The sequence below is a fragment of the Martinezella rhizogenes genome, from assembly GCF_007002745.1.
Taxonomy (GTDB): domain Bacteria; phylum Pseudomonadota; class Alphaproteobacteria; order Rhizobiales; family Rhizobiaceae; genus Agrobacterium; species Agrobacterium cucumeris.
In genome coordinates this window covers 564530-590828 of sequence record NZ_SGNY01000002.1, presented here as the reverse complement: position 1 = coordinate 590828, position 26299 = coordinate 564530, and the positions used below count along the sequence as shown (strand labels likewise).

The window sequence follows — 26299 nt, the reverse complement described above, 5'->3', positions numbered from 1 at the left end:
GATTGATTTACAGGTAATAGACCTTATCCAACAAAGGTGACTTGCATAAATCATCAAACCTTCCGTATGAGTTGAGATTGAAGGCTCGGAATTCAAACATGGAACGAGTTTTCGCCGGGAGGCGTCCGATAAGTTTCATTCGGTCAACGCCCATGGCGCTCACCGGGTCCGCGACCCCTTTTAAGGAGACACCAGGATGAAACTGAAGACATTGACCAGCGTGACGCTTGCCGCGTCCTTCGCATTCGCACCCCTTGCCCATGCCGAAATCGTCATCGGCCTGATTGCGCCGCTCACCGGTCCCGTCGCTGCCTATGGCGACCAGGTCAAGAACGGCGCGCAGACGGCAGTCAATGAAATCAACAAAAAGGGCGGCATCCTCGGCGAACAGGTCGTGCTGAAGCTGGCCGACGATGGCGGCGAGCCGAAGCAGGGCGTTTCCGCGGCCAACCAGCTTGTTGCCGAAGGCATTCATTTCGTCGTCGGTCCGGTGACGTCTGGCGTTGCCATTCCGGCATCGGATGTCTTTGCCGAAAACGGCGTGCTGATGATCACCCCCACGGCAACTGCGCCGGGCCTGACCAACCGTGGCCTTTCCAACGTCTTCCGCACCTGCGGTCGTGACGACCAGCAGGCCGAGGTTGCGGCGAAATACGTTCTCGCCAACCTCAAGGACAAGAAGATCGCCATCATTCACGACAAGGGCGCCTACGGTAAAGGTCTTGCGGATGCCTTCAAGGCAACGCTGAATGCCGGTGGCGTGACCGAAGTTCTCTATGATGCGCTGACACCAGGCGAAAAGGATCTCGGCGCGCTGACAGCCCGCCTGAAGTCCGACAATGCCGATGTCGTCTATTTCGGCGGTTACCACCCGGAAGCCGGTCTTCTGGTGCGCCAGCTGAAGGACATCGGCTCCAAGGCTGCCGTCATCGGCGGCGACGGCCTGTCGAACAGCGAGTTCTGGAACATCGGTTCGCAGGCTGGTGAAGGCACCATCTTCACCAACGCCTCCGACGCGCTGAAGAACGACGACTCCAAGGCCGCAGCCGAAGCGCTGAAGGCTGCCAACATTCCGGCGGAAGCCTTCACCCTCAATGCCTACGCCGCCGTTGAAGTGCTGAAGGCCGGCATCGAGAAGGCTGGAAGCGCCAAGGATGCCGAAGCGGTTGTCACGGCTCTGAAGAGCGGTGATGCTTTCGCCACGGCAATCGGCAAGGTCACCTATGGCGAGAATGGCGACCTGACGTCGCAGACCTTCTCGCTCTTCAAGTGGCAGGACGGCAAGATCGTCGCCGCCGAATAAGCTGACGATACCGGCCGCACCTGTTGCGGCCGGTATTTTTTCATGGCCTTAAAAACGGGAAAGTGCGCATGCGCGACGCCGAAAAGCACAGCCTTTCAGAAATCGGTTTCGAGCGGACCTTCCCGATCGTCAGGATTTTCGACGAGGCCAAGGCCCGGGAATTTTATGTCGATTTTCTCGGTTTCGAGATCGACTGGGAACATCGCTTCGGCGACAATTTCCCGCTCTATATGCAGGTGTCGCGCGCTGGAATGGGGCTGCACCTCAGCGGCCATCACGGCGATGCGACGCCGGGCTCCAACATCTTTGTCACCATGCGCGGCGTTCACGCCTATCGGCAGGAACTGGCGGCACATGACTATCGCTTCATGAAGCCGGGCGTCGAAGAACTACCCTGGGGCGATGTGATGGAAGTCACCGATCCCTTCGGCAACCGCATCCGTTTCTGCGAACAGAAAAGCGAGGACTGAGGTTGTTGATGCGATCTTGAGGCTCTTGACCTTGCCTGCGGTTTGAACGATAGAAAATCCCAATAGCGAACCGCGCGCACGGAGACCCCGTGCGCGCGGTTCGTGCGTTTTGGCAGTCGGTCATGCAATTCGTTCGCATCCGCACGGGGGCAAAAATGAACAGTGAAGGCAATGCACTGGTAAGGAAGCTCGCATTCTGGGGCATTCCACTTTCTTTCGGCGTGCTGGGCCTCAAGCTTCTGGCATGGTGGGTCACGGGGTCCGTCGCACTTCTGTCCGATGGTCTGGAATCGACCGTCAACGTGGTCGCGGCCTTCATCGCCTATTTCGTCATTCGTTATGCGCAGAAGCCCGCCGATGACGACCATCAGTTCGGCCATCACAAGGCGGAATATATTTCCGCCGTGGTTGAAGGCGTGCTGATCGTCGTAGCCGCGCTCCTGATCGTGCAGGAAGCGTGGGGCAGCCTTTTCAGTCCGAGGCTGCCGGAAGCGCCGGTTCTCGGTCTTGCCATCAACGCCTTTGCAGCCGTGATCAATGCCGTCTGGGCGACAACCCTGATCCGCGTTGGTAAAAAATACGCCTCGCCGGCGCTTGCGGCCGATGGCCATCACATCATGTCCGATGTCGTGACCTCGGCGGGTGTTCTCGTCGGCCTCATTCTGGCGCTTCTGACGGGTTACGCCATTCTCGATCCGCTGCTCGCCATTCTGGTTGCCATCAACATCCTGTTTCAGGGATCGAAGGTCATCCTGCATTCGTTGGGCGGGCTGATGGACCGGGCGGTGGAGCCGGAAGAAGACGAGGCGATCAAGAAGGCGATTGCCGAACATTCCGGCGGCGTGATGGGGGTGCATGACCTGAGAACCCGCCGTGCCGGTTCGGCGGCTTTCATCGATTTCCACGTGGTTGTTCCCGCCACGATGACGGTGCGGGAGGCGCATGATATTTGCGACCGCCTTGAAGATGCCATAAGGGAGGTCATACCGGGCGCCAGCCTTGCCATTCACGTCGAGCCTGAGGGCGAAAAGGCGCATGGCGTCAAAGTCATTGTATAAGTAATCAGGAGTTTTCCATGTCCGTGACGGATGTTTCCGGCCTGTCGCAGCTGGGCACGAAGGTCGATACGCCCGAGAGCCCGGAAAAGGCCATTCTTGAAAAGGTGCCGAACGGCAATGCCGGCACTGATTACGTGGTGCGCTTCACCGCGCCCGAATTCACCTCGCTTTGCCCGATGACCGGCCAGCCGGATTTCGCCCATATCGTCATCGATTATATTCCGGGTGATTTTCTGGTGGAATCGAAGTCGCTGAAGCTGTTCCTGCAGTCCTTCCGCAACCACGGCGCATTCCACGAGGATTGCTCCGTCTATATCGCCAAGCGTCTGGTGGAACTGCTGCAGCCGAAATGGCTGAGGATCGGCGCGTACTGGTATCCGCGTGGCGGCATTCCAATCGACGTCTTCTGGCAGACTGGAGCTGCGCCCGAAGGCGTGTGGCTGCCGGATCAGGGTGTCCCGACCTATCGCGGTCGGGGCTGATCCGGCTGTTTACAGGCATGACGATTCAGGCGAACGACCCGTCGTCGCCTGAATCGGAATCCATATCGTCGGCGCTGTCGTCATAATCGGCCTGCTGGATATTATCGTCATCGTCGTCGTTATTCTGCTGGTTTGCGCTGTCGCCGTAATAATTGTTGACGACGGTTTCTTCGACGGGGGCGTTGCCTGCGGCATTACCGCCGCCGAAGGGTGAACCCAGCCCCAGCGACGACATGTGGCTGCCGAAAATGCCGCTCAACGAATTGGCAAGCAGCATGCCGCCCGCGACGCCGGCGGCGGTGCCAAGCGCACCCTGCAGAAAGCCACCACCTGAACGTCCGACGGCATTGGTCTGCTGGCTCCAGGGGCCGCCGGGTTGCTGCTGACCGGCCGGCGATCCCCAGGGGCCAGCCGTCTGGCCGGCGGTATCATTGCGCCATGAGGTTGGGGCGGCAGCCGGGGCTGGCGTGGGTGCGGGTGGCTGGGGCTGGCCGGTGCCGAAAATGGAACTCAGGAACCCGCCCTGTGCGGCCGCCTGCGGGGCGTTGTTACCGCTTTCCAGCGCATGGATGCGGTCTTCGAGCTGCCTGATATGGGCTGCTGCCGCCTCCAGCCCTTTTTCCTGAACGATTACCGCCTGGGCGAGATAATAGGGGGCTGCGGGCTGATCGCGCACGGCGTCTGCGATCAATGTTTCCGCCTCGCGGTCACGCGGGGTGGCGGATGCGGTTTTGGTCCTGTCGAACAGGCCCTTGAGAAGCTGGCTTTCTTCCGGTGACATGTGCTGCCTCCTTACCGTGAAGCGTAAATCCACGATAAGGAGGTAGGCCTCAATTCTGGCTTTTCAAAGCGGCCCGAATTTTAAATTTCGGTAATGATCGTCAGCCGCCGAGGGCAAGCGACAGGCCGGCGATTGCCGTCAGCGCGCCGATGGTGCGGCTTGCCGCCGAGCCGAAACGGGCAATGCCAAGGCCGAGCGCGATGCCGGCCAGATGCAGTAGCGCGGTGGCGATCATGAAGCCAAGGCCGAATTGCCAGGCGCCGGCACTGCCCAGTTCACCGCCATGGGCATGGCCGTGGAAAAGCGCGAAAGCGCCGACAACCGCTGCCGCCGCTGTGGCGGGAAGCTTTGCCGCTGTGGCAACCAGCAGGCCGAGACCAATGACGGAGGCGAGGATGGCGGGTTCGACGAAGGGAAGACCGATACCGTAAACCGCCATCAGAAACCCGACGGCCATGGTGCCGACAAAGGCGGACGGCACGATCCACAAGGCTTTTCGGTCACTGTTTGCGGCGGCGATCTGCGAGGCCCATATGCCGACGGCCACCATTGCCAGAATATGGTCCGCGCCAAAGAACGGGTGGGAAACGCCGGCCATGAAGGAGCCGTGTTCTTCCGGGTTCAAATGGGCAAAGGCGGGCAGGGCGGTAACGCCGAGCGCTGTAGCGGCAAGGCCTAATCTTTTCAGCATGTTTCCCTCTTTCGATTGTTGCCGCCGGTCCGGATCCTGGGCTTCCGGTATGGGCGGCGCTGCAATGAGGGGACGACGATATCGTGAACGCAAAGAAGCTGTCCATGCGTCATCTGCCGGGGGTACTGTTTATTGTTCAGGCGCGAACCTTGTCTTTTTCGCTCATTGCCTTACGTAACAAGTCGCACTATGTCCGAAGGGCATGCAAGAATTACGCTGGAGAGAGCCGTTGATGAACGAAGACGAAGACGACAAGAGCAAGGAACTGCCGATCGGCAAGGAAACGGAAGCGAATCTTTTCAAGTCGCGTTCGATCTTCATCTATGGTGGCATCACGCAGGAACTGGCGCAGAAGGTCTGCACGCAGCTGGTCGCGCTTGCCGCCGCCAGTGACGACGACATTCGCGTTTACGTCAATTCGCCGGGCGGTCACGTGGAATCAGGTGATTCCATCCATGACATGATCAAGTTCATCAAGCCGAAGGTCTATATCATCGGCACGGGCTGGGTCGCTTCCGCCGGCGCGCTGATCTATGTTTCGGTGCCGAAGGAACGTCGTCTTTGCCTGCCGAACACCCGCTTCCTGCTGCACCAACCCTCCGGCGGTACGCGTGGCATGGCATCCGACATCGAAATCCAGGCCCGCGAAATAATCAAGATGAACCAGCGCCTGATCAAGATCTTCTCCAAGGCCACCGGCCAGAGCGAAGAAAAGATCGCCAAGGATATCGATCGCGATTACTGGCTGAGCGCGGATGACGCCAAGGATTACGGCCTCGTCGGCAAGATCGTCGAGAGCCAGTCGGAACTCTGAGTTTCTGAGATTATCTGTTGAAAAAGCCCGTGCCGGTGAAAACCGGCGCGGGCTTTTTCCGTTCAGGCTAGGGCATCTCCAGTAAAGCGGGATCGCTTTTGCGTCAGGACAATGGGTAACAACAAAGCGACAGAGTGTTTTCGCGTTTCGGAGAAAAGCGGAAATGCCCCGGTGTCATTTCATGGCGTCACAGGCCTTCATCATGTCGGCCTTCTTCATCTTGTTCATTTCCATGCCAGCCTTGTGCATGCAGTCCTTCTTGCCTGCCATGGACATGCCGTCTTTTTTCATCGTCTCCATTTTCATCTTGTCGCCGTGCATGGCATCCTTCTTCATCGTGTCGGTTTTCATGCTGTCGGCATGGGCGATGCCTGCGAAAGACAGGGCGGACAGCATGGAAGCGACGGCAATGGTGCCAAAAATCCGGGTCATGAAAGATCTCCTCTGGACGTCCTTTTATGTCCGCCAGCGTTGTGCCGGGGGCTCACGACTGTCCATTCGGTCGGAAACGGCCCATCGTTACAGCTTCACGTGCTTGTGAGAGCATATTCGGGCGAGATTATTTTTAAGCCATTATGTAACAATATCCTGCGGACTGCGAATAACCCGATAGTGACGATGACAGGCAGCCTTTCGGAAGAAACATTAAAGATACTGATGCTGCGTTCCCTTGACGGGGACGATAGCGCCTACAGGCATTTGCTCCACGCCTTGCGCCGGCTGCTTATCGCCTATTATGGGCGGCGCATGGCCTCCACTTCCAGAGGCGATGTGGAGGATCTTGTACAGGAAACCCTGTTGTCGCTTCACGCCAAACGGGGGACCTATGATCGTGCGCGACCTTTCACGGCCTGGTTTTTTTCGATCGCCCGTTACAAGCTCATCGACCACTATCGTGGCAGGGGTGGGCGCATGCTGGCGGAAGTGGAGCTCGATGAGACGCTGGAGGCCGAGCCAACCATCGATGCGGTGACGGCACGCATGGATGTGGAACGGCTGCTCGACGACTTGCCGGAACGGCAACGCGACCTCATTCGCAATGTGAAGCTTGAAGGGCAGTCGATTGCCGAAGCGGCAAAAAAATCCGGCCAGACCGAGCTTGCGGCAAGGGTCGGTATTCACAGGACACTGAAAGTCCTGGCGGCAAAATTGCGGGGAGATTCGTGAGAAAGACGGACGACATGATTGACCAACTGGCGGGTGACCTCAGGCCCGTGCCCGCTTTTGCGATGGAGCGCAGGCTCGTGCTTGCGGTTCTGCCCGCGCTTGGCATTTCGCTGTTGCTGATGCTCGTCATTCTCGGGCTGCGCGTCGATATGGATGATGCCTTCACCGAACTGGGTTTCTGGATCAAGTCTGCCTACAACGCCCTGCTGGCCGTGGCTGCATTTGTCGCCGTCAGACGCCTTGCCAGCCCCGATGGGGACAGCGGTCTTTTCTTCGTTTGGCTTGCGCTGATTTTCGTCGCGATGGTGGCGATAGCGCTTGTCCAGCTCGGTTTTGCCGTGCCGGGTAGTTATCGCGCCCTTATTCTGGGGCGGTCGGCGCTGCATTGCCCGTTTCTGATCGCGGCTTTTTCGGTTCCCGTCTTTTTGGCGAATTTCGCCGTTCTCAAACGCGCCGCCCCGGCTGACCCGACGCTTGCCGGTTTTGTCGGTGGCCTTGCAGCGGGTGCGGCCGGAGCGTGGGTTTATTCCTGGTTCTGCACCGAAAACGGCATGGCATTCGTATTGATCTGGTATTCGCTTGGCATTCTCATGATGGGCCTGATCGGCGCCTTTGCGGGTTCCCGTTTTCTTCGCTGGTGAAAGGCGCTCCTTGCCGGCTCCGAACGTGGTCCGGAGCCGGTATCTCCTGTCGTCACGGATTTCATTGACCCAGATTGGCGGGAATTGCGAAGGCCGCGAACTGGGTGAACTGCTTGCCCGCATTGAAATTGTCGTCCGAGGCGATGACGAAAAGCTGCTTGCCATCCACCACCGGTCCGAAGGCGAAGCTTTCGATATTGTCGATGTCGAGACCGAAATCGCCTTCGTTGATCTCGAACCACGGGGTTTTCGATACGGCGCGCACATTCGCCGCCTCTATCTTGTCCTTGCCGAGGATGTTTTCCGCGCCGGACAGGTCGGCAATGAAAAAGCGGATATGGTTGCCGACGCCGGAAGCGAAATTGCGCTCCACCGTGACAAACCGGCCATCCGGCATGGCGGCGATGGCGGAGAGACCATTGTCGTTATATTTCGGTTCGGCGGCTGTCGGGGTCTTCGAGATCGCCTCGGTGACATAGACATGTTCGGCAACCGGCGTCAGTGTCGCCGTGTCGATGACGAGAATGCGGGACGGGCTGCCGGCCTGCGGGGTGGCCTTCTGGCCATCCTGGGTCAGCGCGTTTTCCGTGGCGGCGATGAGCTTGCCGGATGTCAGCGTTAGCCCCTCAAAGCCGAGATTATTCTGCACGCCTCTCGTCTTTGCATCATTGACGAGATAGGCCTCGGGCAGTTCCAGCCGCCTTACATCGCTGCCATCGAGGTTCGAGACATAGATCGCCGGCTGGTTTTTCAGGTCGCGTTCGGACGACCAGTAGAGCTTGCCGGCCTTGCGGTCGAGTGCGATGCCTTCGGCGTCGATGCCCTTCAGCGCGAAGGCTGCGCCGGTCTCGTCCTTCAATTCGCGGGTGGCGGCGATGTTCAGCGTGACGGCACCTTCCGTCACGGCCAGTTCCAGTTCGTAATAACGGGCTGGGCCTTTTTCGACACGGTCATCGGAAATGGCCAGATAACGGCCGGTTTCGCTATCAAAAGTCAGATCGGAAATGCCGCCGAAAGCAACGCCATTGATGGATAGGCCGGAGGGCACGACGATCTGGCCGAGAAAGGCTGGCGGTGGCGGGGTCTGGGCGGCGGCCGGAAGGGCCACAAGGCAGAATGCGGCGATGGCGGCGATGCGAAACATGGAGACGATCCTTCTTGTGGCGGCTGCCCTGTTGGGATGGATGCCGCGAGGATTAGCGCCCTGCCGCTAAACTTTGATGACGTTTTCCGTATCTCCGTACCTGAAGTCCGGCGGCTCATCTTGCCAAGCCTTGTCTTTTTTGATCCTGAATATAGTCATGCTTCATCCAAAGCGTGTCGCGCTGTCCGGATTCGCGCCCTACGCTTCAAATTTTGTTCCTGCCTGTCGCCCCGCCGTCCGTTGCGGTTCTTGCGACTGGCAGCAGGCCCGCAGAGTGCTTCATGCTGAAAGATTTTTCCGTCCAGAGCCTGTTCATGGGATGCCTTACCGCCTTTGTCGGTTTTGCCAGCTCCTTTGCCGTCGTGTTGCAGGGCCTCAAAGCCGTCGGCGCGACGGATTTCGAGGCGGCCTCCGGGCTGATGGCGCTTTCGGTGGCGATGGGGCTTTGCGCCATCGTTCTTTCCGCCACCACCCGGCTGCCGGTCAGCATTGCCTGGTCGACGCCGGGTGCGGCCCTTCTGGCAACCACCGGTGTGATCGAGGGCGGGTTTCCGGCGGCGGTGGGCGGGTTCATCATCTGCGCCGTGCTGATCATCATCGCCGGCCTGTTCAAGCCGCTCGGGCGCGCGGTCGCCTCCATTCCCGCGCCGCTCGCCAATGCCATGCTGTCAGGTGTCATCATCGGCCTGTGCTTTGCGCCGGTAAAGGCGATCGGCTTTAACCCGGCGCTTGGTTTGCCGATCATTCTTGCCTGGATCGTGGTGGGAGCCTTCAGGCGGCTTTTCGCCGTGCCTGCCGCCCTTGCCGCCTTCGTACTTGTCATGATCTTCGGCGTCGATATTCCGGCGGGGGCGCTTGATAGCGTGGCGCAATCGCTGACGCCGCCGATGGAATGGGTGACGCCGGTCTTCAGCCTGCACGCCGTCGTCTCCATCGCGCTGCCGCTGTTCATCGTTACCATGGCCTCGCAGAACATTCCCGGCATCGCGGTGCTGAAGGTCAATCATTACGATCCGCAGCCTGGTCCACTCTTCGCCACGACGGGTTTCTTCTCGCTGCTTTCCGCACCCTTCGGCGGCCATGCCGTCAATCTCGCAGCGATCACCGCGGCTATGTGCGCGGGCGAGGACGCCCATGCGGACCCCAAACGGCGCTATTGGGCAGCGATCATTGGCGGTGTCGGTTACATCATCTTCGGTCTGTTGGCCGGTGTGGTCACGGCCTTCGTGGCTCTGGCGCCGCCCATCCTAATTCAGGCGGTGGCGGGGCTGGCACTGGTCGGCGCCTTTTCCGGTTCCGCCGTCGCGGCCTTCAAGGAGCAGGAAACCCGCGAGGCGGCGGCGATCACCTTTCTCATTACGGCCTCGGGCCTGTCTTTCGCCGGCGTTTCCGGTGCATTCTGGGGGCTTATCGGTGGCGGGCTGATGATGGCGTTGCAGCGGGTAGTGAAGCGTGGTTAGATGGTGGAAACGGTATAGTTTTTATATTATATTCTCATGGTATTCGAATTTGATCCGGTAAAGAGCGCTGGCAATAAAGACAAGCACGGCATCGATTTTGTCGATGCGCAGGCATTGTGGCACGATAAATATGGTTTGACGGTTGCCGCCCACGGTATTGGCGAAGAGCGGTTTGCGCTCATCGCGCTTCTCGGGGAGAAGCTATGGTTGGCTGTCCACACACTGCGGGGCGGCCGTATTCGCATCATTTCCGTGCGTCGTGTCCGGGAGTTAGAGAGGCATCACTATGAAGACAATAAGCGCAGAAGAATTCGACAGGATGGCCGATGATGGCGAAGACATCAGCGAATATCTCGACTGGTCGACGGCTCGGCATCTGAACATCGAACCCAAGCGCGTGAATATCGATTTTCCGACTTGGGTCGTCAACGATCTCGACAATGAAGCGCGGCGCCTCGGTGTGACACGACAGTCACTTGTCAAATTGTGGATCGCCGAAAGACTGGAGACTGGCCGTCACGTAAAATAAGCCGGTCATCACAAGATCACTTGTCAGACTGCCAGTCGCTGTTTATACACGTCGCCATGAGCAACAGCATCGCAATCATTTTCGGCATGAGCGCGCAGATTTCTGCGAAGGCCTCGCCGTGCGGTGCACTCTCGCTTCTTAGCCTCGACCTTACACGCGGTTGCCGGGTCCAGTGAGGAGCGCCCGGCGGCCGAAAGCCCGCTGGCGCAAACGCTCCTCATCTCGAAATCTCATTTTATACTGGATTTAGGCTCTCAAGGGCCGCGCATCCGCCGATGGCTTGAAGAAGCCCGCGGACTGCGCAAGGAGGAAGCGACATGGACGGCAAGATCACCAATATTTCCAAGGGCATGAACGACGCGAGCGTGAAGTATCGCCCTTACCCGACCATCAACATCCCTGACCGCACCTGGCCGGGCAAGATCATCGACAAAGCGCCGATCTGGTGTTCGGTGGATCTGCGCGACGGCAACCAGTCGCTGGTCAACCCCATGGGCCACGACCGCAAGGCCCGCATGTTCAAGCTGCTGCTCGAAATGGGCTTCAAGGAAATCGAGATCGGTTTTCCTTCCGCCTCGCAGACGGATTTCGATTTCGCCCGCTGGTGTGTGGAAGAAGGCAATGTGCCTGACGATGTGTCCCTGCAGGTGCTGGTACAGTGCCGCCCGGAGCTGATCACCCGCACCTTCGAGGCGCTGGAAGGCGCCAACAAACCGATCATCCACTTCTACAATTCCACTTCGGAACTGCAGCGCCGCGTGGTGTTCGGCAAGGATGTGCACGGCATCAAGCAGATCGCCGTCGATGCGGCCAAGATGATCACCGACATGGCGGCCAAGGCCGGCGGCGGTTACCGCTTCGAATATTCGCCTGAGAGCTTTACCGGCACCGAGCTGGAAGTGGCGCTGGAAATCTGCAACGCCGTGGTCGAGGTTGTGAAGCCGACGGCCGACAACAAGCTGATCCTGAACCTGCCTTCGACGGTGGAAATGGCGACGCCAAACATCTATGCCGACCAGATCGAATGGATGTGCCGCAATATCGATAATCGCGAAAACGTCATCATCTCGCTGCATCCGCACAACGACCGCGGCACCGGCATTGCTGCGACCGAACTCGGCCTGATGGCCGGTGCGGACCGCGTCGAAGGCACGCTGTTCGGCAATGGCGAGCGCACCGGCAATGTCGACGTCGTGACGCTGGCGCTGAACATGTATACGCAGGGTGTCGATCCGGAGCTGGATTGCCGCGATATCGAGCGCATCAAGGCGGTTTACGAATATTCCAACGAGATGACGATCCCCGAGCGCCACCCTTATGTCGGCGAACTGGTCTATACGGCCTTTTCCGGCTCGCATCAGGATGCGATCAACAAGGGCATGAAGGCGATCAAGGTCGCCAACCATCCCGTCTGGGAAGTGCCCTATCTGCCGATCGACCCGAAGGATGTCGGCCGCTCCTACGAGGCGATCATCCGCATCAATTCGCAATCCGGCAAGGGCGGCATCGCCTATATTCTGCAGCAGGATTACGGCATCAACCTGCCGCGCAACCTGCAGGTGGAGTTCCGCGAGGATATCCAGCGCATTACCGATGAAGAGGGCGTGGAACTGCCGGCCAAGCGCATCTATGAGCGCTTTATCGAGCGTTACGTGACACAGCCGAAGGCGCGCATCAAGTTCGTCGATCACCACACCTATCCGGCCGGCGATTTCAAGGGCGTGCGCATCGTTGCCGCCGAGATCACCGATAATGGCGAGGTGAAGCGCATCGAGGGCAAGGGAACCGGCCCGATTGACGGGTTCATCAATGCGCTGTCGGTCTATCTCGGCATTGACCTGTCGGTAAATGATTATTCGGAGCATTCGCTGCAGCATGGCTCGAATGCTTCGGCTATTGCCTATGTCGAGATGGAGCATCCGGGCGGCAAGCTGTTCGGGGCGGGGGTCAATACGAATATTGTGGCGGCTTCGCTGGAGGCGATCGTTTCGGCGGCCAATCGGGTGCTGGAAGAGCGGGCGCGGTAAGTGGGCCTTGAGGGTGGGCAAGGTACCCCCCTCTGCCCTGCCGGGCATCTCCCCCACAAGGGGGGAGATCGACAAGCGGCAAGGTCTCGGCCATCTCGATGTTTAAGAATGGAACGGCGATAGTGCTTCTGGCCGATCTCCCCCCTTGTGGGGGAGATGCCCGGCAGGGCAGAGGGGGGTAAAGCCCCACGCACCAACCTTCAACGTTGCGGCCGCTATTCCCCCAGCCGCGAAAACCCCAGCGGACGCCCGTTGTCATAAAACACCCGCACATCCTCCAGCGCCACGCCCGTCCCCGTCTCATCAAGGCTGTGCCGTTCGCAGGTAACGTTCCATGTGCCGGGACCACCGGAAATGTGGAAGAGATTATAGGCCGCGCGCGGTTTTTCCCCACCCGGTCCCTGGCTGGCCGAGGCGATGCCGACGACCGGAATATGGTCTTCCCCGTGATGCGTATTCAGCCAGTAAACCGTGTTGAGATGGGTATGACCATGCAGCACGAGTTCCGCGCCGCCGACGCCCAGCGCCGCTGCGAAACGGCGGATGCCGATCATGCGTTTGTGGGTGGCGGTGGCGCCGCGGATGGGCGGGTGATGGATCATCACCACGCGGAACAGCCCCTGTTCGCCAGCTTTTTTCAAAAGTTCCGCCGTGGCACGCGCCTGCCGGTTGCCGAAGTAACCGGTGGCTGAAAAGGGCGGCGTGGCAATCGAGGTTGAGCAGCCGATCAGCGCCACGGGGCCACGCACGCGCATATAGGGGAAAATCTTGCGGTCATCGTCCCATTCCGGCGGGTCGCCATCGCCGCGCACGTAAGGATACCAGGCCTGCATGGCCTTGTCATGCGCGCCGGAAACATAGGCGTCATGATTGCCGGGAACGACGGATGTTTTTTCAGGATCGCCCACTTCCTCCAGCCAGTCGGCGGCGGCGCGAATTTCAATGCCGGTCGCAAGATTGACGAGATCGCCGGTAATAGCCAGATGATCCGGTGACTTTGTCTCGAGATCGTCGAGCAGCTTTTCCAGCGTATCGGTAAAGAGATGCTTGCGGCGGTTGCGGTGCCAGTTGACGAAACCGGTGATACGCTTGGATGCAAGTTCCCGGAAAGTGAGTTTTGGCAGTGGCCCCAAATGGACGTCTGAAATATGCGCAAGTTTGAACATGGCGGCAGAGATAACCTATGATATGCGGCACGTCCAATAAAAGCCTGCCGGCGGGGAGAAACCAGGGTGAATGACGAGACAACCGGGCAGAAGGCCCGTCCGTTCCACATGCGTGTCTTCATCCGCTTTCTGCATTTCATTTTTCTGCTTACGCGGGGCGCCACGCTTGGTGTGCGTGCGGCCTGTTTCGATGAAAAGGGCAGGATTTTTCTGGTGCGGCACACTTATCTGCCGGGCTGGTATCTGCCGGGCGGCGGGGTGGAGCGTGGCGAGACGCTGATCGCGGCACTGCACAAGGAAATCCGCGAGGAAGGCAATCTCGAAGCGGCTTCAAAGCCTGAGCTTTTCCACGTCTATCTCAATCTGGAAGGCAGCAATCGTGATCATGTCGCGCTTTACCGGCTTGATGTCACCCAGACCCGGCCGAAAAAGCCGGATCATGAAATTGCCGAAAGCGGCTTTTTCGACCTTTCGGCTTTGCCGGAAGGGGTGACAGCCGCCACCCGCCGCCGCCTCGCCGAACTTGCCGGCGAAGCGGAAATCGCCGACCACTGGTAGCAGCGGGAGGCGTTCTGTCAGGAAAGTGCCTCGCGGCCATGGGCCATGGTCAGGTCCAGCTCCGGGCCGACGGGCACGATGCCGGTCGGGTTGATGGTGCGGTGGCTGCGGTAATAATGTTCCTTGATGTGGCGCATATCCACCGTGTCAGGCACGCCCGGCGTCTGGTAGAGATCGCGCAGGTAACCCGTCAGGTGCGGATAGTCGTGGATGCGGCGGATGTTGCACTTGAAATGGCCGACATAAACCGGGTCGAACCGCACCAGCGTTGTGAACAGGCGCCAGTCCGCTTCCGTCTGTTCTGAACCGAACAGGAAGCGCCGGTCCTTCAGGCGGTTCTCAAGCATATCCAGCGTTTCGAAGACCTTCACGGCATTCTGTTGATAAGCATCCTGCGTGGTGGCGAAACCGGCCTTGTAGACGCCGTTATTGACGGTGTCGTAGATGACGTCGTTCAGTGCATCGATCTCGGCGCGCAGCGCCTCGGGGTAATAATCTGCCTTCGATCCGGTGAGATCGTTGAAGGCAGAGTTGAGCATGCGGATGATTTCCGCGGATTCATTGGAGACGATGGTGCCGCGCTGTTTGTCCCAGAGCACCGGCACGGTCACACGTCCGGAATATTTGGGGTCCGCCCGGGTATAGACCTGCCAGAGCGTGGAGGAACCGAAAAGGTGGTCTTCCGTTGCGCCCGGTGTGCGTTCGCTCTCAGGCTTGAATTCCCAGCCGTTTTCCAGCATCAGCGGATCGACAACGGAGACGGAGATCAGGTCTTCCAGCTTTTTCAGCTTGCGGAAAATCAGGGTCCGATGCGCCCAGGGGCAGGCGAAGGAGACGTAGAGGTGGTAGCGATCCTTCTCCGCCTTGAAACCGCCTTCTCCCGAAGGGCCGGGGGCTCCATCTGCTGTAACCCAATTGCGGAATTGCGAGGCGCCGCGCTTGAAATGCCCCTTGGTTTCCTTGGTGTCGTACCAGACGTCTTTCCATACGCCTTCCATCAGCATGCCCATGACGATCTCCTTGATTGTTTCCTTGACGGCGATCCTAACCGTTCCCTGTCGTCTCGCGAACCCGCAAGGCGTTGAACAATGCGTTTCTGCTCTTGCATGGGCTGAATGGGGCAGGCATAAGATTTGTTCTGGACGGGTTTGAATTTTCCTGATAATTGCGATTTTCACAAATCTGAGGAAATTGCTGACTATGATCGAACCACGGATGCTCCGACGACGCTGACGCTCCTGAACGCCCTTACCGGCGCAGCCGTCATCTATTGTCGCATCCGCATTCTGGAAGTTTCGGTCTTTTCATGTCCAAGCACGATCTTGTCTACCTCACCGAGGACGCGTCGCACGACGCCATCATCGAAGTCATCAACGAAGAAGCTTTTGGTCCCGGCCGGCACACCCGTGCGGCAGCGCGCATCCGCGAGCAGGGGCCACATGACCGGTCTCTGTCCTTCGTCTGCGCCGATGATGGTGAGACGATTGCCTCGGTGCGCATGACGCCGGTTCTGGCCGGCGGGGTGAAGGGCCATATGCTTGGCCCGCTTGCGGTGCGGCCCTCGCACAAGAACAAGGGCATCGGCCGGGAACTGGTGCGGATCGCCATTGCGGCGGCCCGGCGGAAGGGCTCCGAAGCCGTTATCCTGATTGGCGATCCGCCCTATTACATGCCGCTCGGTTTCGAGAAGGTCGCTTATGCGGCGCTCGATTTTCCGGGTCCGGTCGACCCGAACCGGGTGCTGGTGGTGCCTGTTGGTGACGACGTGCACCAGCGGCTGAAGGGCAAGATCGGCTGGCGCAAATGCGAGGCTGCGATGCCGGCCGCCGCGGCGGACGATGAGGGTTTTGAGGAGCCTCTTCGGGTTTACGGCTGAGGGTTTTCTTCTTGCCATGATACTATCCCATCTGTCATTCCGGCCTTGAGCCGGAATCCAGCCAACCCAAGTCTTTGGGCTGAAAGGACTCTTCCCACGGCGCAGACGCGCCGTGACTGGATGCCGGATCAAGTCCGGCATGACGGAAGGGGCGTTGCGCGCTATGGCAAACATCGAGACTGCCGTGCACATCTTTTTGTGTGGTAAAATCTTCTTCCGATGGTCTGTCTCGAAACAACGCGTCTCCCCTCCACAGAATTCAATTCCGTTTCCTCCCCCTATACGATAGCTAGTGAAAGTCGATTACTGCGAAGGGGCGGGGCATGACGGCGATTACCATGAACGATGCGCTGGAGCGCGCGGGCGCAGGCGCCTATCAACGGCGGCTGATGGGCATTTTCGGCCTCGTCTGGGCGGCGGATGCCATGCAGGTTCTGGCGGTTGGTTTCACCGCCGCCTCGATTGCCGCAACCTTCGGCCTGACGGTGCCGCAGGCCTTGCAAACCGGAACGGCGTTCTTTTTCGGCATGTTGCTCGGTGCTGCCGGTTTCGGGCGGCTGGCGGACCGTTACGGCCGCCGACGTGTGCTGATCGTCACCGTCGCCTGTGACGCCCTGTTCGGTGTGCTTTCGATATTTTCGCCCGATTTCACCATTCTGCTTATCCTGCGTTTTCTCACTGGCGCGGCGGTGGGCGGCACGCTGCCGGTGGATTATGCGATGATGGCGGAGTTCCTGCCTGCCAAAAATCGCGGCCGCTGGCTGGTCTTTCTCGAGGGCTTCTGGGCTGTCGGCACGCTGATCGTGGCGTTGGCTGCCTGGGGTGCAAGCCTTGCCGGTGTGGCCGATGCCTGGCGTTATATTTTCGCTGTGACGGCTTTTCCGGCCGTTCTTGGTCTTGGCCTGCGTTTTCTGGTGCCGGAATCGCCGCTTTACCTGCTGCGCAGCGGGCGATTGGACGAAGCCAAGGCCGTCGTCAACCGTATGCTGGTGACGAATGGCCGTGCGCCTCTCGATGCCGGGACGGGGCTTTTCCAGCCTGATGTGGCCAAGGGGCAGGGGATATTTTCACCGGCACTCCGGCAGCGCAGCATCATGATCCTTGCCATCTGGTTCCTCGTCTCCGTTTCCTATTACGGGGTCTTCACCTGGATGCCGGCTAAACTGGTGGGCGACGGTTTCGGTTTCGTGCGCGGTTATGGATTTCTGGTGCTGGTGGCGCTGGCGCAAATCCCCGGTTACGCGCTTGCCGCCTATGGCGTTGAAAAATGGGGCCGCAAGCCGACGCTGATCGGCTTCTGCCTGCTCTCCGCGCTCGGATGCCTGCTTTTCACGCTCGCTTCCGGCGGCGCGATGATTGCCGCCTCGCTCCTCATCATGAGTTTTGCCCTGCTCGGCACATGGGGCGCGCTTTATGCCTATACGCCGGAGCTTTACCCAACGGAATCGCGGGCGACCGGCATGGGGGCCGCGGGCGCCATGGCAAGGCTCGGCGGTCTGCTGGCACCGTCGCTGCTCGGTTATGCCATTGCGCAGGGCTTTGGTGTCGCGATCGGCATATTTGCCGGACTGCTGGTGCTGGCTGCCATTGCGGCCACGATGATCAATGCTGAAACGCGGCAGGTGGCGCTGACTTAGTTGCCGCCAAGGGTGATGGCCTGATCTGATCCACGATCAGGCCATTCTGTTCTGCGCTTACAGCGTCGTATAATTGACCGGAAGCCAGTCGTAATTGGTGCTGTCGGTACGCACATGGCCGATGCCGGGGAAAGCGATGTGAGCGCCGGCCACCAGATATCTGCCCTCCACCGCCTGTTTGAATGCCAGATCGCGTGCCACGACGGCGGCCTTCTGGTCGACATCGAACTCGATCGCCACGTCAGGCTCATCAAACTGGAGGATATCGCCATGGGTGATATCGCCCCAGAAGACGATCTTCTGGCCGTCGCTTTCCAGAACAACAGCGCTGTGGCCGGGTGTGTGGCCGGCGTAAAGGATCGAGCCAAGACCGGAGACCGGTGCGGCATTATCGCCGAAAGTCTCGAATTTACCGGCATCAATATAGGGCTGGATGCTTTCCTTCGCTTCGGCATAACCCTTTTTCAGCGCTTCAGGGGCTGCCTTGGCCTTTGCCTCGTCAAGCCAGAAGGCGGCTTCGCGCGCATTGACCCGGAGCGTCGCATTGGCAAAGACACGCTTGCCATTCGAGGAAAGCCCGCCGGAATGGTCCGTGTGGATATGGGTGAGGACAATGTCGTCTATCTCGTCGGTTTTGTAACCGGAGGCCTCGATATTGGCGACGAGCCTGCCAAGGCTCGGACCGAGATAGGTGCCGGTGCCGGCATCGATCAGCACCAGCCTGTCTCCGGTGTTGACGAGAAATGCATTGACCGATGTCGGCGTCTCTTCCGGCAGGAAGGCATCGCGCAGCACCTTGGCGGCATGTTCCGGCGTGGTGTTGGTGTAGATTTTGGCGAGCGGCAGCGCAATGACGCCGTCCGAAAGGGCGGTGACTTCCACCTTGCCGACCATCAGCCGATAAAAGCCGGGTGCCTGTGTGGCGGCCAAAGGCGCCTTGGCGAATGCGACGGTGGGCGCCACGAAAGGGGCGGCGAAGATGGCGCTGGCGGCGCCTTTGAGAAGCGAACGACGTGATGGCATGGGTGGCTCCTGAGTTTGGGGAACGTCTTGAAAGTTTCCGAACTCCAGCTAAGTGTAGAGAGGCCAGCAATCAAATCGATGTGACTTATGCAAACTATCGATCATTTCAATCTCCGTTCCTTCGACCTCAATCTTCTCATCGCCTTTGATGCGATGATGGAGGAAATGAATGTCACGCGCGCTGCGCGTCGGTTGAAAATCCAGCAGCCGGCCATGAGCCATAACATCTCCACCCTGCGGACATTGTTTCAGGATGAGCTTTTCATCCGCGTGGGGCAGGAGATGAAGCCGACGGCACGGGCGCTCAACCTGGCCGGGCCAGTGCGGCAGGCGCTGAGGCAGGCGCAGGCGGCAGTGCTGACGGCGGATGTTTTCGATCCGGCCACGGAGCGCCGCACCTTCCGGCTGGGCATGTCGAGCGAGGTGGAACTGCTGCTGCTGCCGGACCTGACGGCGCGGCTGCGCGAGATCGCGCCCGGCATCCGCATTCTGGCCCGCAGCGGGCAGGAGCAGGAAATCACCGCGATGCTCGATACGGGTGTGATCGATATGGCCGTGGGATGCGCCTATTCGCAGGAGCAGCGTCACCATTGCGAGCCGCTTTATGTCTCAAGCGTTCTTTGCTGCTTCAACCCGAATTTGCTCGATCTCACCACGCCCGTGGGGCTTAATGCCTATATGGCGGCAAAACATGCGGTGATATCGCAGACGGACAGTTTGCAGGGCTGCATCAAGGACGCGCTGGAATTGAGCGGCGTGGAAATCGATGTCATTGCAGCCGCGCCGGATTTCCTCTCGGTTCTGGCAACAGCGCGATCATCAGCAGTGCTGGCGACCGTATCTTCACGCATTGCGTTGCGTTATGCGCCGATGCTCGGGCTTGAAGTGAGCCCGGTGCCGGTGACGCTGAATTTCCCGCCGGTTGCCATGGTCTGGACCTTGCAGACCGATGCGGATCTCGGTGCCATGTGGCTTCGCCAGCAAATCCGCGAGGTCATGGGCCGAACCGTTGATTGTGGGATATCGGGGATCGCGGCCTAGACACTCGCCTGAACTCTGGATCGCCTCCTGTTGAAACGGAAGTGTCAGGGAGGACGCTCTATGCCTTTGTTTCCATGTGTTTTCCGAACGTAAAAACGCCACGCATTTTGAGTTGAAATGCTCTAGAAGCGCTTCTCCAGCCATGTAATCGACTGGCCGCTGGAAAGCGGCGCGAGCGAGCCGATCCTGGTGAAACCGTAGCGTTCATAAAGCCGCAGCGCATCCGGGTTCATGGTGTCGATATAGGCGCCGGTGCAGCCGCGCTTTCTGGCTTCTTCCTCCGCCATCGCAAGCAGCTTCGCAGCCGTGCCCTTTCCGCGCATGGTTTCCGGCACGAAAAGAAGCTGCACATAAAGCCAGCCGCGGCCGGTATATCCCACCAGACCGCCGGTCACAGCGTTTTCGTCATCGCGGATGGTGATATTGAGCTCGCGTTTGTCACTTTCACCGAAACGGGCAATATTATAGGCCACCAGCGGATCGCGGATGGCCTTTTCAGCGTCCGCATCCGCGACATCGCTCAAAACGAAATTCATGATTTTCTTTCCCGGACGCCGGGCGGCGGCCGTTTGTCGTTTTCCAGTTCAAGACGCGGAAAGTCTTGCACTACTGCCAAGGTTTTACCGCCCTTCACGCCACCAGAGCGCGGAGAAGGCAAGCAGGAGGGCGCCAAGCCCGGCAAAACCGGCAAAGAGCGGCAGGGTGTTGACGCCTTTCAGCACTGTCTCGTCGGTCAGACGTATCAGCATGCGATCCTCGTCGGCAACCCTGATGTCACCCCGCACCGGCAATATATCGGGCAGCGCGATGCGGCCGGAATTATCGGCGACACGGTGCACGCTGCCCCTGGTGGCGTCGGCCAGCGGCTTCAGCGTCTCGGTCGTCGAAATCATCGCCTTGAACTCCGGCGCATCCACCGCGCCGACATGGACGAGGGTGGTGAAATCGCCGTTCTTGATTTCGAACAGGCCGGTTTCGTCCATGCGGCGCTCGATCTTGTAAAGACCGGGCTCGGTGGTGGTGAAGGCCATGTTTTCGGTCTTGCCGGAGGGGAAACGCACGCTTGCCTGACCGGGATCGTCGCCGATGGTCTGGCGGGTGATTTCCAATGTGCGACCGTTGGCCCGCGCCGTCAGCGCCTCTTCTTCAAGCTCGGGCTCCTTCATCAGCCAGTGGGCGATGCGGCGATAAAGCGCCACATGCGGGCCCCCGCCTTCAAAACCACGCGCCCACAGCCAGCCCTGATCGGACAGAAGCATGGCGACACGGCCTTCGCCCTGACGGTTCAGCACGAGAAGCGGGTCCTGCCCATCGCCCAGCATCACGGTCTGGCCCTGCGGCGGGTCGACGCTGATGGTGCGGAACCAGCGGCCCCATTGCGGCGGCTCGTTGGCCGATCCATCCAGCCCGCGGGTGACAGGGTGCTTCTTTCCCGCTTCCGAAAGGCGAGGATAGAATGCCGCCTGATGCACCTGACCCGTGGGTTGAGCCGGCAGCACGGAGGCGAGCGGCGTCATTGCGATCGAATCCTGACCGGCATGTTCCGGGCCTGCGGCAATCAAGAGCGCGCCGCCCTTTTCGACATATTGGGCGATGTAATCGTAATAGAGGATCGGCAGCACGCCGCGATGCTGGTAGCGGTCGAAGATGATGAGGTCGAAATCCTCGATCTTTTCGACAAACAATTCGCGGGTCGGGAAGGCGATCAGCGAGAGTTCGTTGATCGGCGTGCCATCCTGTTTTTCCGGCGGGCGCAGAATGGTGAAATGCACCAGATCGACCGAGGCGTCGGATTTCAAGAGGTTTCGCCAGGCGCGTTCACCGGCATGCGGCTCGCCGGAGACGAGCAGCACGCGCAGGTTCTGGCGGATGCCTTCGATCAGGTGAACGGCGCGGTTGTTGGCCGCCGTCACTTCGCCGGGAAGCTCGGCGACGGAAAATTCCATGACATTGTTGCCGCCACGCGGAACCTTGAAGCTGAACGGCGTCGGCTGGCCGGGTGTGGCCTGAAGCGTGGCGATTTCTTCGCCATTCATCTTCACCGTCACTTCCGCCGAGCCGCCGCCTGCGGGGCGGCCGTCATCAAAGACACGCAGCGTCAGCTGCTGCTCTTCATTGACGATGCCGAAGCGCGGGGCGCGGACGATCTCGATGCGGCGGTCGAATTCATCGGCCTTGCCGGTGATCAGCCCATGCACGGGGGCGCGGAAGCCGAGCGCCTGTTCGGCATTGGGCAGGGCATTCGGGATATCGTGGATCTGGCCGTCGCTGAGGAAAATCGCGCCGCCGACGCGGGACGGTGAGACATCGGAAACGGCCGAGGAGAGCGCCGAGAAAAGCTGGGTCGAGGGCGAATCACTCTCGCCATCGTCGCGCACCTCCACGATGCGCGGTTCGATACGCGGGAAGCGCGACAGCCGGTCTTTCAGTGTCTCCAGCGCCGTAACGGTCATTTGCGGCCGGTCCTGCACGTCCTGGCTCTGCGAGCGGTCAACGATGACGGGCACGATGGTGGAAAGCGGCTCGCGTTCCTCCTGCGTCAGAAGCGGATTGGCTATCGCCGCAAGCAAGGCGGCAAGCGCCAGCCCGCGCAGCCATGCGCCACGCACGCCACGCCACAGGCCGATGAAAGAGAGCGCAAGAGCGGCGACGGCCAGAACGGCGATCACGATCCACGGCAGGAATGGGGAGAAGGTCAATGTCATGTCACTGCCCCAACCGTTCGAGAAGTGCGGGAACGTGAACCTGATCGGCCTTGTAGTTGCCAGTCAGCATATACATCATGATGTTGACGCCGGAGCGGAAGGCGTGTTCGCGCTGCATCTCGTCCGGCGGCACGGTGGGCAGAACCGGCGCGCCCTGCGGATCGACGGCCCAGGCGCCGGCGAAATCATTGCCCGTTATCATGATCGGCGTCACGCCATCGCCGGAAGAAGAGAGGCCCGAGGTGGTCTTGGCGGCTCCCTGTCGCGATTCCACCCAGAGTGGCGAACCATTGTAACGGCCGGGGAAATTGGTGAGCAGGTAGAAGGACCGCGTCAGAACGTGGTCTTCCGGCACCGGCTCCAGCGGCGGAATATCGATATTGGCGAGGATCGCCTGCAGTCGTTCGCCGTTAGGGCTGGTCGCGCCGGTATCGAGCGAAGAGAACTGGTCGCGCGTATCGAACAGCACGGTGCCGCCGGCGCGCATATAGGCGTCGATGCGCGAAATCGCCGCGCTCGACGGCATGGGGGCCGTCGCCGATACCGGCCAGTATATGATCGGGTAGAAGGACAATTCATCCTTGGAAATATCCAATCCAACCGGCTGGCCGGGTTCCAGCGTAGTGCGCCAGGTCAGGAATTCGCTGAGACCCTGGAGACCCTGCTCGGAAATGCGGTCGACATCATCCTCGCCGGTGCGGACATAAGCGAGATGGGTAGTGTCCAGCCGCTCGAAAATCTGCTCGTCGCCGGGTTTTGGATCGTCGGCGCGGGCATCGGTTGGCGACATGGCGGCAAAGGCGCCAAGCGCCAGCAGCAGGGTGGCAACTGTCGCGCTGCGGGCTTTCGGCAGGCGCGCGAAGGCGCCGTTCATGAAGAGGACGATCAGGCTGTCGGCAATCAGCATCAGGAAAGCGGCGATGAACAAAGCAGGGCGCAGCGATTTCGCGGTTTCACCGATCAGCGCTTCACTGGTGGTGCTGACACCGGCGACGGATGCGTCAAGCGGGCGCAGCGTCGCGCCTGCGGGCAGGAGGTTGAGAGCCACGAAACCATCCTCTGTGCCGTAAAGGCCGGGGGGATTGTCGAAACCGGTGCGCGGTGGCTGGCCGGCGCGCATTTCCAGCGGCCGGGCAGTGCCGGTTTCGGCAGATAGCGCGCCTTCGGCTGTCAGGAGGCGGAACGGGGGCAGGGCTGCGGCCGGGGCATTGGCGGAAGCCGAAGCGCCGCCCGCTTTCGACAATTGCACGATACGGCGCAGCATATCGACGAAATGGCCTGAGATCGGCAGGTCGGACCAGCTTGCCTCGGCGCTGACATGGAAGAGCACGATGCGGCCTGCCTCGACAGTGCGGGTGGTGACGAGCGGCGTGCCGTCGGCAAGGCTTGCCCAGGTGCGTTCAGCCAGATCGGGTGTCGGTTCGGCCAGAACCTGGCGTTTGACGAGAATGCCATCGGCCTTCGGCATGCCGGCAAAGGCGCCGAAAGCAGGGAAATCGGCAAGCGGCTGTGGCTCCGCCCAGGAGAGCGCGCCGCCAAGCGCGCGTTCACCCTGCCTGAGCGTCACCGGCACCAGCGGATCGTCGGCCGGGGCTGCGGCAAGGCGCGGCCCGGCAAAGCGGATCAGCGTACCACCGGCTGCAAGCCAGCGCTGCATTGGCTCATAGGTTTCCTGTGGCAGTCGGCCAATATCGGCCATGACGATGACCGACGGATTGGATTGCAGGATCTCCGGGATTGCCTGCGCCAGATCGGCCTGCCGCTGCGGAATGAGATCGACAAAAGGTTGAAGCGCGCGGCTGATATAATAAAGCGGCTGCAGCAGCGGCTGGAAATCATTGCCGGTTTCGCCGGCGAGCAGCGCCACGCGGCGGCGGCGGAAACCGTCATCCAGAAGATGCACGGCGCCCGCCGTCGAAACGCCTTCGAGGGAGAGGCGGGCGAAATCGTTGCGCAGTTCGAAGGGGGCTTCCACCGTTGCCGTTGTTTCGGCCTCGCCGGGGGCGAAGCTGGCTGTGCCATTGGCGAGAATGCGGCCTTGGCTGTCCTGGGCATTGACGGTCAGCCGGGCGGCTTCGGCCGTGTCGAGCCGCGAAAGGGTGACGCTCATGGCATCGGCATTGTTGGTAGCGCCGGTAATGGCGGCGATGGCCTTGCCGTCGCCCTTCACGATGCGGAATTCGGCCGGCGAGAGGCTGGCAAGCGTTCGCATCGCGTTTTCATCCTGCGCGGTCTGAACACCATCGGCAATATAAGCGAGTGTGCCGGGGGTTGTGCCGTTCAGCGCCTCGGTGATGGCTTCGGCCGTGCGCACGCGGTCCGGCATCAGCGGTTTCGGCTTGGCGGCGGCGAGCTTTTCCAGCGCCACGGCTGTCGTTCCCGATACGGCATCATGTTCGGCATCGGCGGTGAAGCTGATGGAGACGGGGCGGTCGGCCCGCTCCGCATCGCCGATCAGGGCCTGAGCGGTGGCCACGCGTCTTTCCCAGTCGGGCGCGGCGGCCCAGCTATTGTCGACCACCAGCACCAGCGGGCCGCTGCCGGCAATGCTGTTGTTGCGCGGGTTCACCACCGGATCGGCCAGCGCAAAAATCACGGCGGCGGCAAGCGCCATGCGCAAAAGGGTCAGCCACCATGGGCTTTTGGAGGGCGTTTCCTCGCGTTTCAGCACCGTCGCCAATATCTTCAGCGGCGGAAACACTTCCGCCTTGGGGCGCGGCGGGGTGAGCCGCAGCAGCCACCAGATGGCGGGCAGCGCCAGCAGGCCGAAGAGGATGTAGGGGCTGGTGAAGACGAAAGGCAATGCGCTCATCGGTGCCCACCGCCCTGTGCCGGCTCGCCGGAAAGATACATGTGAACGGCCACAAGCGCCTCGGAAGCCAGATGATCGGTGCGGTGGAAGACGAAGTTCCAGCCGAGACGGCGCAGCGACGAGGACAGCGCCTCGCGTCTTGCGAGATAGGCGCGGGTGTAATCCTCGCGAATGGTCTCGGCGCGGCCGGATACCAGTTTTTCGCCGGTTTCCGGATCGGTAAACTCGGTGCGGCCGGAATAGGGGAAGGTTTCTTCGGCCGGATCGGCGATTTCCACCACATGGCCGCGCAGGCCGCGCCGGGCGAGAGGCGAAATCCGCTCCATCACGTTTTTCGCATCATCGAGAAAATCGCCAATCAGAACAATGTCGCTCGCGCCACGGATCATGCCCGTTTCCGGCATACCCGTTGTCAGCGGCGCATGCATGATGGCGGCGGCCAGCCGTTCGGCGGCGTTTCTGGCCGAGACCGGCTCCATGATGCCGGGGCAACCGATGCGTTCGCCAGAGCGCGCCAGGATTTCCGCCAGCGCCAGCATCAGCACCAGCGCCCGGCTTTCCTTGGAGACGGAGCCGAGGGTGGATTTGAACATCATCGACGGCGACATGTCGGCCCAGAGCCAGATGGTGTGGGCTGCCTCCCACTCCCGGTCGCGCACATAGGTATGGTCGTCGCGGGCCGAGCGCCGCCAGTCGATGCGCGACAGGCTTTCGCCTTCGGCATAGGGGCGGAACTGCCAGAAATTTTCGCCGATGCCGCGTTTGCGGCGGCCGTGCCAGCCGGCGGTGACGGTGTTGGCGATGCGTTTTGCCTCGACCATGCAGTCCGGCACCAGTGCGGCACGCTGGCGCGCGCGCGCCAGAACTTCGCTACCCGGCGTCTTGTCTACGATCTGGCCGATGGATGCCACAGG

At 60.5% G+C, this 26299-nt stretch carries 26 protein-coding genes; 15 read left to right on the top strand and 11 right to left on the bottom strand.

The genetic code is table 11. The annotated features are described in order from the left end of the window. Positions 1–196: 196 nt before the first annotated feature. The 4 genes from EXN68_RS08505 (at position 197) to queF (ending at position 3313) form a co-directional block, all read left to right on the top strand. Positions 197–1303 (top strand): branched-chain amino acid ABC transporter substrate-binding protein, encoded by a 1107-nt coding sequence (locus EXN68_RS08505; protein ID WP_142840413.1) that lies wholly within the window; start codon positions 197–199, stop codon positions 1301–1303. Positions 1304–1371: 68 nt separating this feature from the next. Continuing rightward, a complete protein-coding gene (locus tag EXN68_RS08500) occupies positions 1372–1773 on the top strand; it encodes a glyoxalase superfamily protein (RefSeq protein ID WP_142840412.1) in 402 nt (133 codons plus the stop codon). A 155-nt stretch (positions 1774–1928) separates the two neighbouring features. Beyond that, positions 1929–2831: a cation diffusion facilitator family transporter gene (locus EXN68_RS08495; protein ID WP_142840686.1), complete on the top strand. Its 903-nt coding sequence runs from the start codon at positions 1929–1931 to the stop codon at positions 2829–2831. Between the two features lie 17 nt (positions 2832–2848). Further along, complete coding sequence (gene queF / locus EXN68_RS08490) at positions 2849–3313, top strand: preQ(1) synthase (RefSeq protein WP_142840411.1); 465 nt, start codon at positions 2849–2851, stop codon at positions 3311–3313. Positions 3314–3338: 25 nt separating this feature from the next. Here the strand turns inward: queF and EXN68_RS08485 are convergent, their stop codons facing one another. Then, positions 3339–4094, bottom strand: a complete 756-nt coding sequence (locus EXN68_RS08485) for a DUF2076 domain-containing protein (protein WP_142840410.1) — start codon at positions 4092–4094, stop codon at positions 3339–3341. 100 nt (positions 4095–4194) lie between these two features. Beyond that, a complete protein-coding gene (locus EXN68_RS08480) occupies positions 4195–4785 on the bottom strand; it encodes a HupE/UreJ family protein (protein WP_142840409.1) in 591 nt (196 codons plus the stop codon). Positions 4786–5017: 232 nt separating this feature from the next. Between EXN68_RS08480 and EXN68_RS08475 the strand changes: the two genes are divergently transcribed. Continuing rightward, entirely contained in the window at positions 5018–5599 is a 582-nt protein-coding gene (locus EXN68_RS08475; protein ID WP_142840408.1) for an ATP-dependent Clp protease proteolytic subunit, read from the top strand. A gap of 174 nt (positions 5600–5773) precedes the next feature. Here EXN68_RS08475 and EXN68_RS08470 read toward each other — a convergent pair whose 3' ends face one another. Then, complete coding sequence (locus EXN68_RS08470; protein ID WP_142840407.1) at positions 5774–6031, bottom strand: pentapeptide MXKDX repeat protein; 258 nt, start codon at positions 6029–6031, stop codon at positions 5774–5776. Positions 6032–6250: 219 nt separating this feature from the next. Between EXN68_RS08470 and EXN68_RS08465 the strand changes: the two genes are divergently transcribed. After that, positions 6251–6766 (top strand): sigma-70 family RNA polymerase sigma factor, encoded by a 516-nt coding sequence (locus EXN68_RS08465; protein ID WP_161991280.1) that lies wholly within the window; start codon positions 6251–6253, stop codon positions 6764–6766. Beyond that, a complete protein-coding gene (locus EXN68_RS08460) occupies positions 6763–7407 on the top strand; it encodes an NrsF family protein (RefSeq protein WP_142840406.1) in 645 nt (214 codons plus the stop codon). The genes EXN68_RS08465 and EXN68_RS08460 overlap by 4 nt, the downstream gene beginning before the upstream one ends. Positions 7408–7468: 61 nt before the next feature. On the opposite strand, the gene EXN68_RS08455 is transcribed toward EXN68_RS08460, so the two are convergent. Then, the gene (locus EXN68_RS08455; RefSeq protein ID WP_142840405.1) at positions 7469–8551 is read right to left on the bottom strand and encodes an esterase-like activity of phytase family protein; all 1083 of its coding nucleotides are present in this window, start codon (positions 8549–8551) and stop codon (positions 7469–7471) included. Positions 8552–8832: 281 nt separating this feature from the next. Here EXN68_RS08455 and EXN68_RS08450 point away from each other — a divergent pair, with 281 nt between their 5' ends. From EXN68_RS08450 to leuA, 4 genes are all read left to right on the top strand, one after another. Continuing rightward, positions 8833–10011, top strand: a complete 1179-nt coding sequence (locus EXN68_RS08450) for a benzoate/H(+) symporter BenE family transporter (protein ID WP_142840404.1) — start codon at positions 8833–8835, stop codon at positions 10009–10011. Positions 10012–10047: 36 nt separating this feature from the next. Then, a complete protein-coding gene (locus EXN68_RS08445) occupies positions 10048–10341 on the top strand; it encodes a BrnT family toxin (RefSeq protein WP_142840403.1) in 294 nt (97 codons plus the stop codon). After that, positions 10298–10540, top strand: coding sequence for a type II toxin-antitoxin system BrnA family antitoxin (gene brnA / locus EXN68_RS08440; protein ID WP_142840402.1), 243 nt, complete (start codon positions 10298–10300; stop codon positions 10538–10540). The genes EXN68_RS08445 and brnA overlap by 44 nt, the downstream gene beginning before the upstream one ends. Positions 10541–10857: 317 nt before the next feature. Beyond that, positions 10858–12567, top strand: a complete 1710-nt coding sequence (gene leuA / locus EXN68_RS08435) for a 2-isopropylmalate synthase (protein ID WP_142840401.1) — start codon at positions 10858–10860, stop codon at positions 12565–12567. Between the two features lie 215 nt (positions 12568–12782). Here leuA and EXN68_RS08430 read toward each other — a convergent pair whose 3' ends face one another. After that, positions 12783–13733, bottom strand: coding sequence for a metallophosphoesterase family protein (locus EXN68_RS08430; protein ID WP_142840400.1), 951 nt, complete (start codon positions 13731–13733; stop codon positions 12783–12785). A gap of 66 nt (positions 13734–13799) precedes the next feature. Here EXN68_RS08430 and EXN68_RS08425 point away from each other — a divergent pair, with 66 nt between their 5' ends. Next, positions 13800–14291: an NUDIX domain-containing protein gene (locus EXN68_RS08425; RefSeq protein ID WP_142840399.1), complete on the top strand. Its 492-nt coding sequence runs from the start codon at positions 13800–13802 to the stop codon at positions 14289–14291. Positions 14292–14308: 17 nt separating this feature from the next. Here the strand turns inward: EXN68_RS08425 and EXN68_RS08420 are convergent, their stop codons facing one another. Further along, positions 14309–15301: a glutathione S-transferase family protein gene (locus tag EXN68_RS08420; RefSeq protein ID WP_142840398.1), complete on the bottom strand. Its 993-nt coding sequence runs from the start codon at positions 15299–15301 to the stop codon at positions 14309–14311. A gap of 296 nt (positions 15302–15597) precedes the next feature. Here EXN68_RS08420 and EXN68_RS08415 point away from each other — a divergent pair, with 296 nt between their 5' ends. Both EXN68_RS08415 and EXN68_RS08410 read left to right on the top strand, forming a co-directional pair. Next, a complete protein-coding gene (locus tag EXN68_RS08415) occupies positions 15598–16167 on the top strand; it encodes a GNAT family N-acetyltransferase (RefSeq protein WP_142840397.1) in 570 nt (189 codons plus the stop codon). Positions 16168–16490: 323 nt separating this feature from the next. Beyond that, positions 16491–17804, top strand: coding sequence for an MFS transporter (locus tag EXN68_RS08410; RefSeq protein WP_142840396.1), 1314 nt, complete (start codon positions 16491–16493; stop codon positions 17802–17804). Between the two features lie 57 nt (positions 17805–17861). Here the strand turns inward: EXN68_RS08410 and EXN68_RS08405 are convergent, their stop codons facing one another. Beyond that, entirely contained in the window at positions 17862–18827 is a 966-nt protein-coding gene (locus EXN68_RS08405) for an MBL fold metallo-hydrolase (protein ID WP_142840395.1), read from the bottom strand. A gap of 87 nt (positions 18828–18914) precedes the next feature. Here EXN68_RS08405 and EXN68_RS08400 point away from each other — a divergent pair, with 87 nt between their 5' ends. Continuing rightward, positions 18915–19868 carry a LysR family transcriptional regulator gene (locus tag EXN68_RS08400; protein WP_142840394.1) on the top strand — a complete coding sequence of 318 codons (954 nt, stop codon included), beginning with the start codon at positions 18915–18917 and terminating at the stop codon, positions 19866–19868. A 122-nt stretch (positions 19869–19990) separates the two neighbouring features. Here the strand turns inward: EXN68_RS08400 and EXN68_RS08395 are convergent, their stop codons facing one another. The 4 genes from EXN68_RS08395 to EXN68_RS08380 form a co-directional block, all read right to left on the bottom strand. Next, on the bottom strand, positions 19991–20404 hold the full coding sequence (locus EXN68_RS08395) for a GNAT family N-acetyltransferase (protein ID WP_142840393.1): 414 nt from the start codon (positions 20402–20404) through the stop codon (positions 19991–19993). Positions 20405–20488: 84 nt separating this feature from the next. Then, positions 20489–22573 (bottom strand): hypothetical protein, encoded by a 2085-nt coding sequence (locus tag EXN68_RS08390; protein ID WP_142840392.1) that lies wholly within the window; start codon positions 22571–22573, stop codon positions 20489–20491. Between the two features lies 1 nt (position 22574). Then, the gene (locus EXN68_RS08385) at positions 22575–25385 is read right to left on the bottom strand and encodes a DUF4159 domain-containing protein (protein ID WP_142840391.1); all 2811 of its coding nucleotides are present in this window, start codon (positions 25383–25385) and stop codon (positions 22575–22577) included. Further along, positions 25382–26296 carry a DUF58 domain-containing protein gene (locus EXN68_RS08380; RefSeq protein ID WP_142840390.1) on the bottom strand — a complete coding sequence of 305 codons (915 nt, stop codon included), beginning with the start codon at positions 26294–26296 and terminating at the stop codon, positions 25382–25384. Before EXN68_RS08380 ends, EXN68_RS08385 begins: the two co-directional genes overlap by 4 nt. Between the last annotated feature and the right edge of the window lie 3 nt (positions 26297–26299).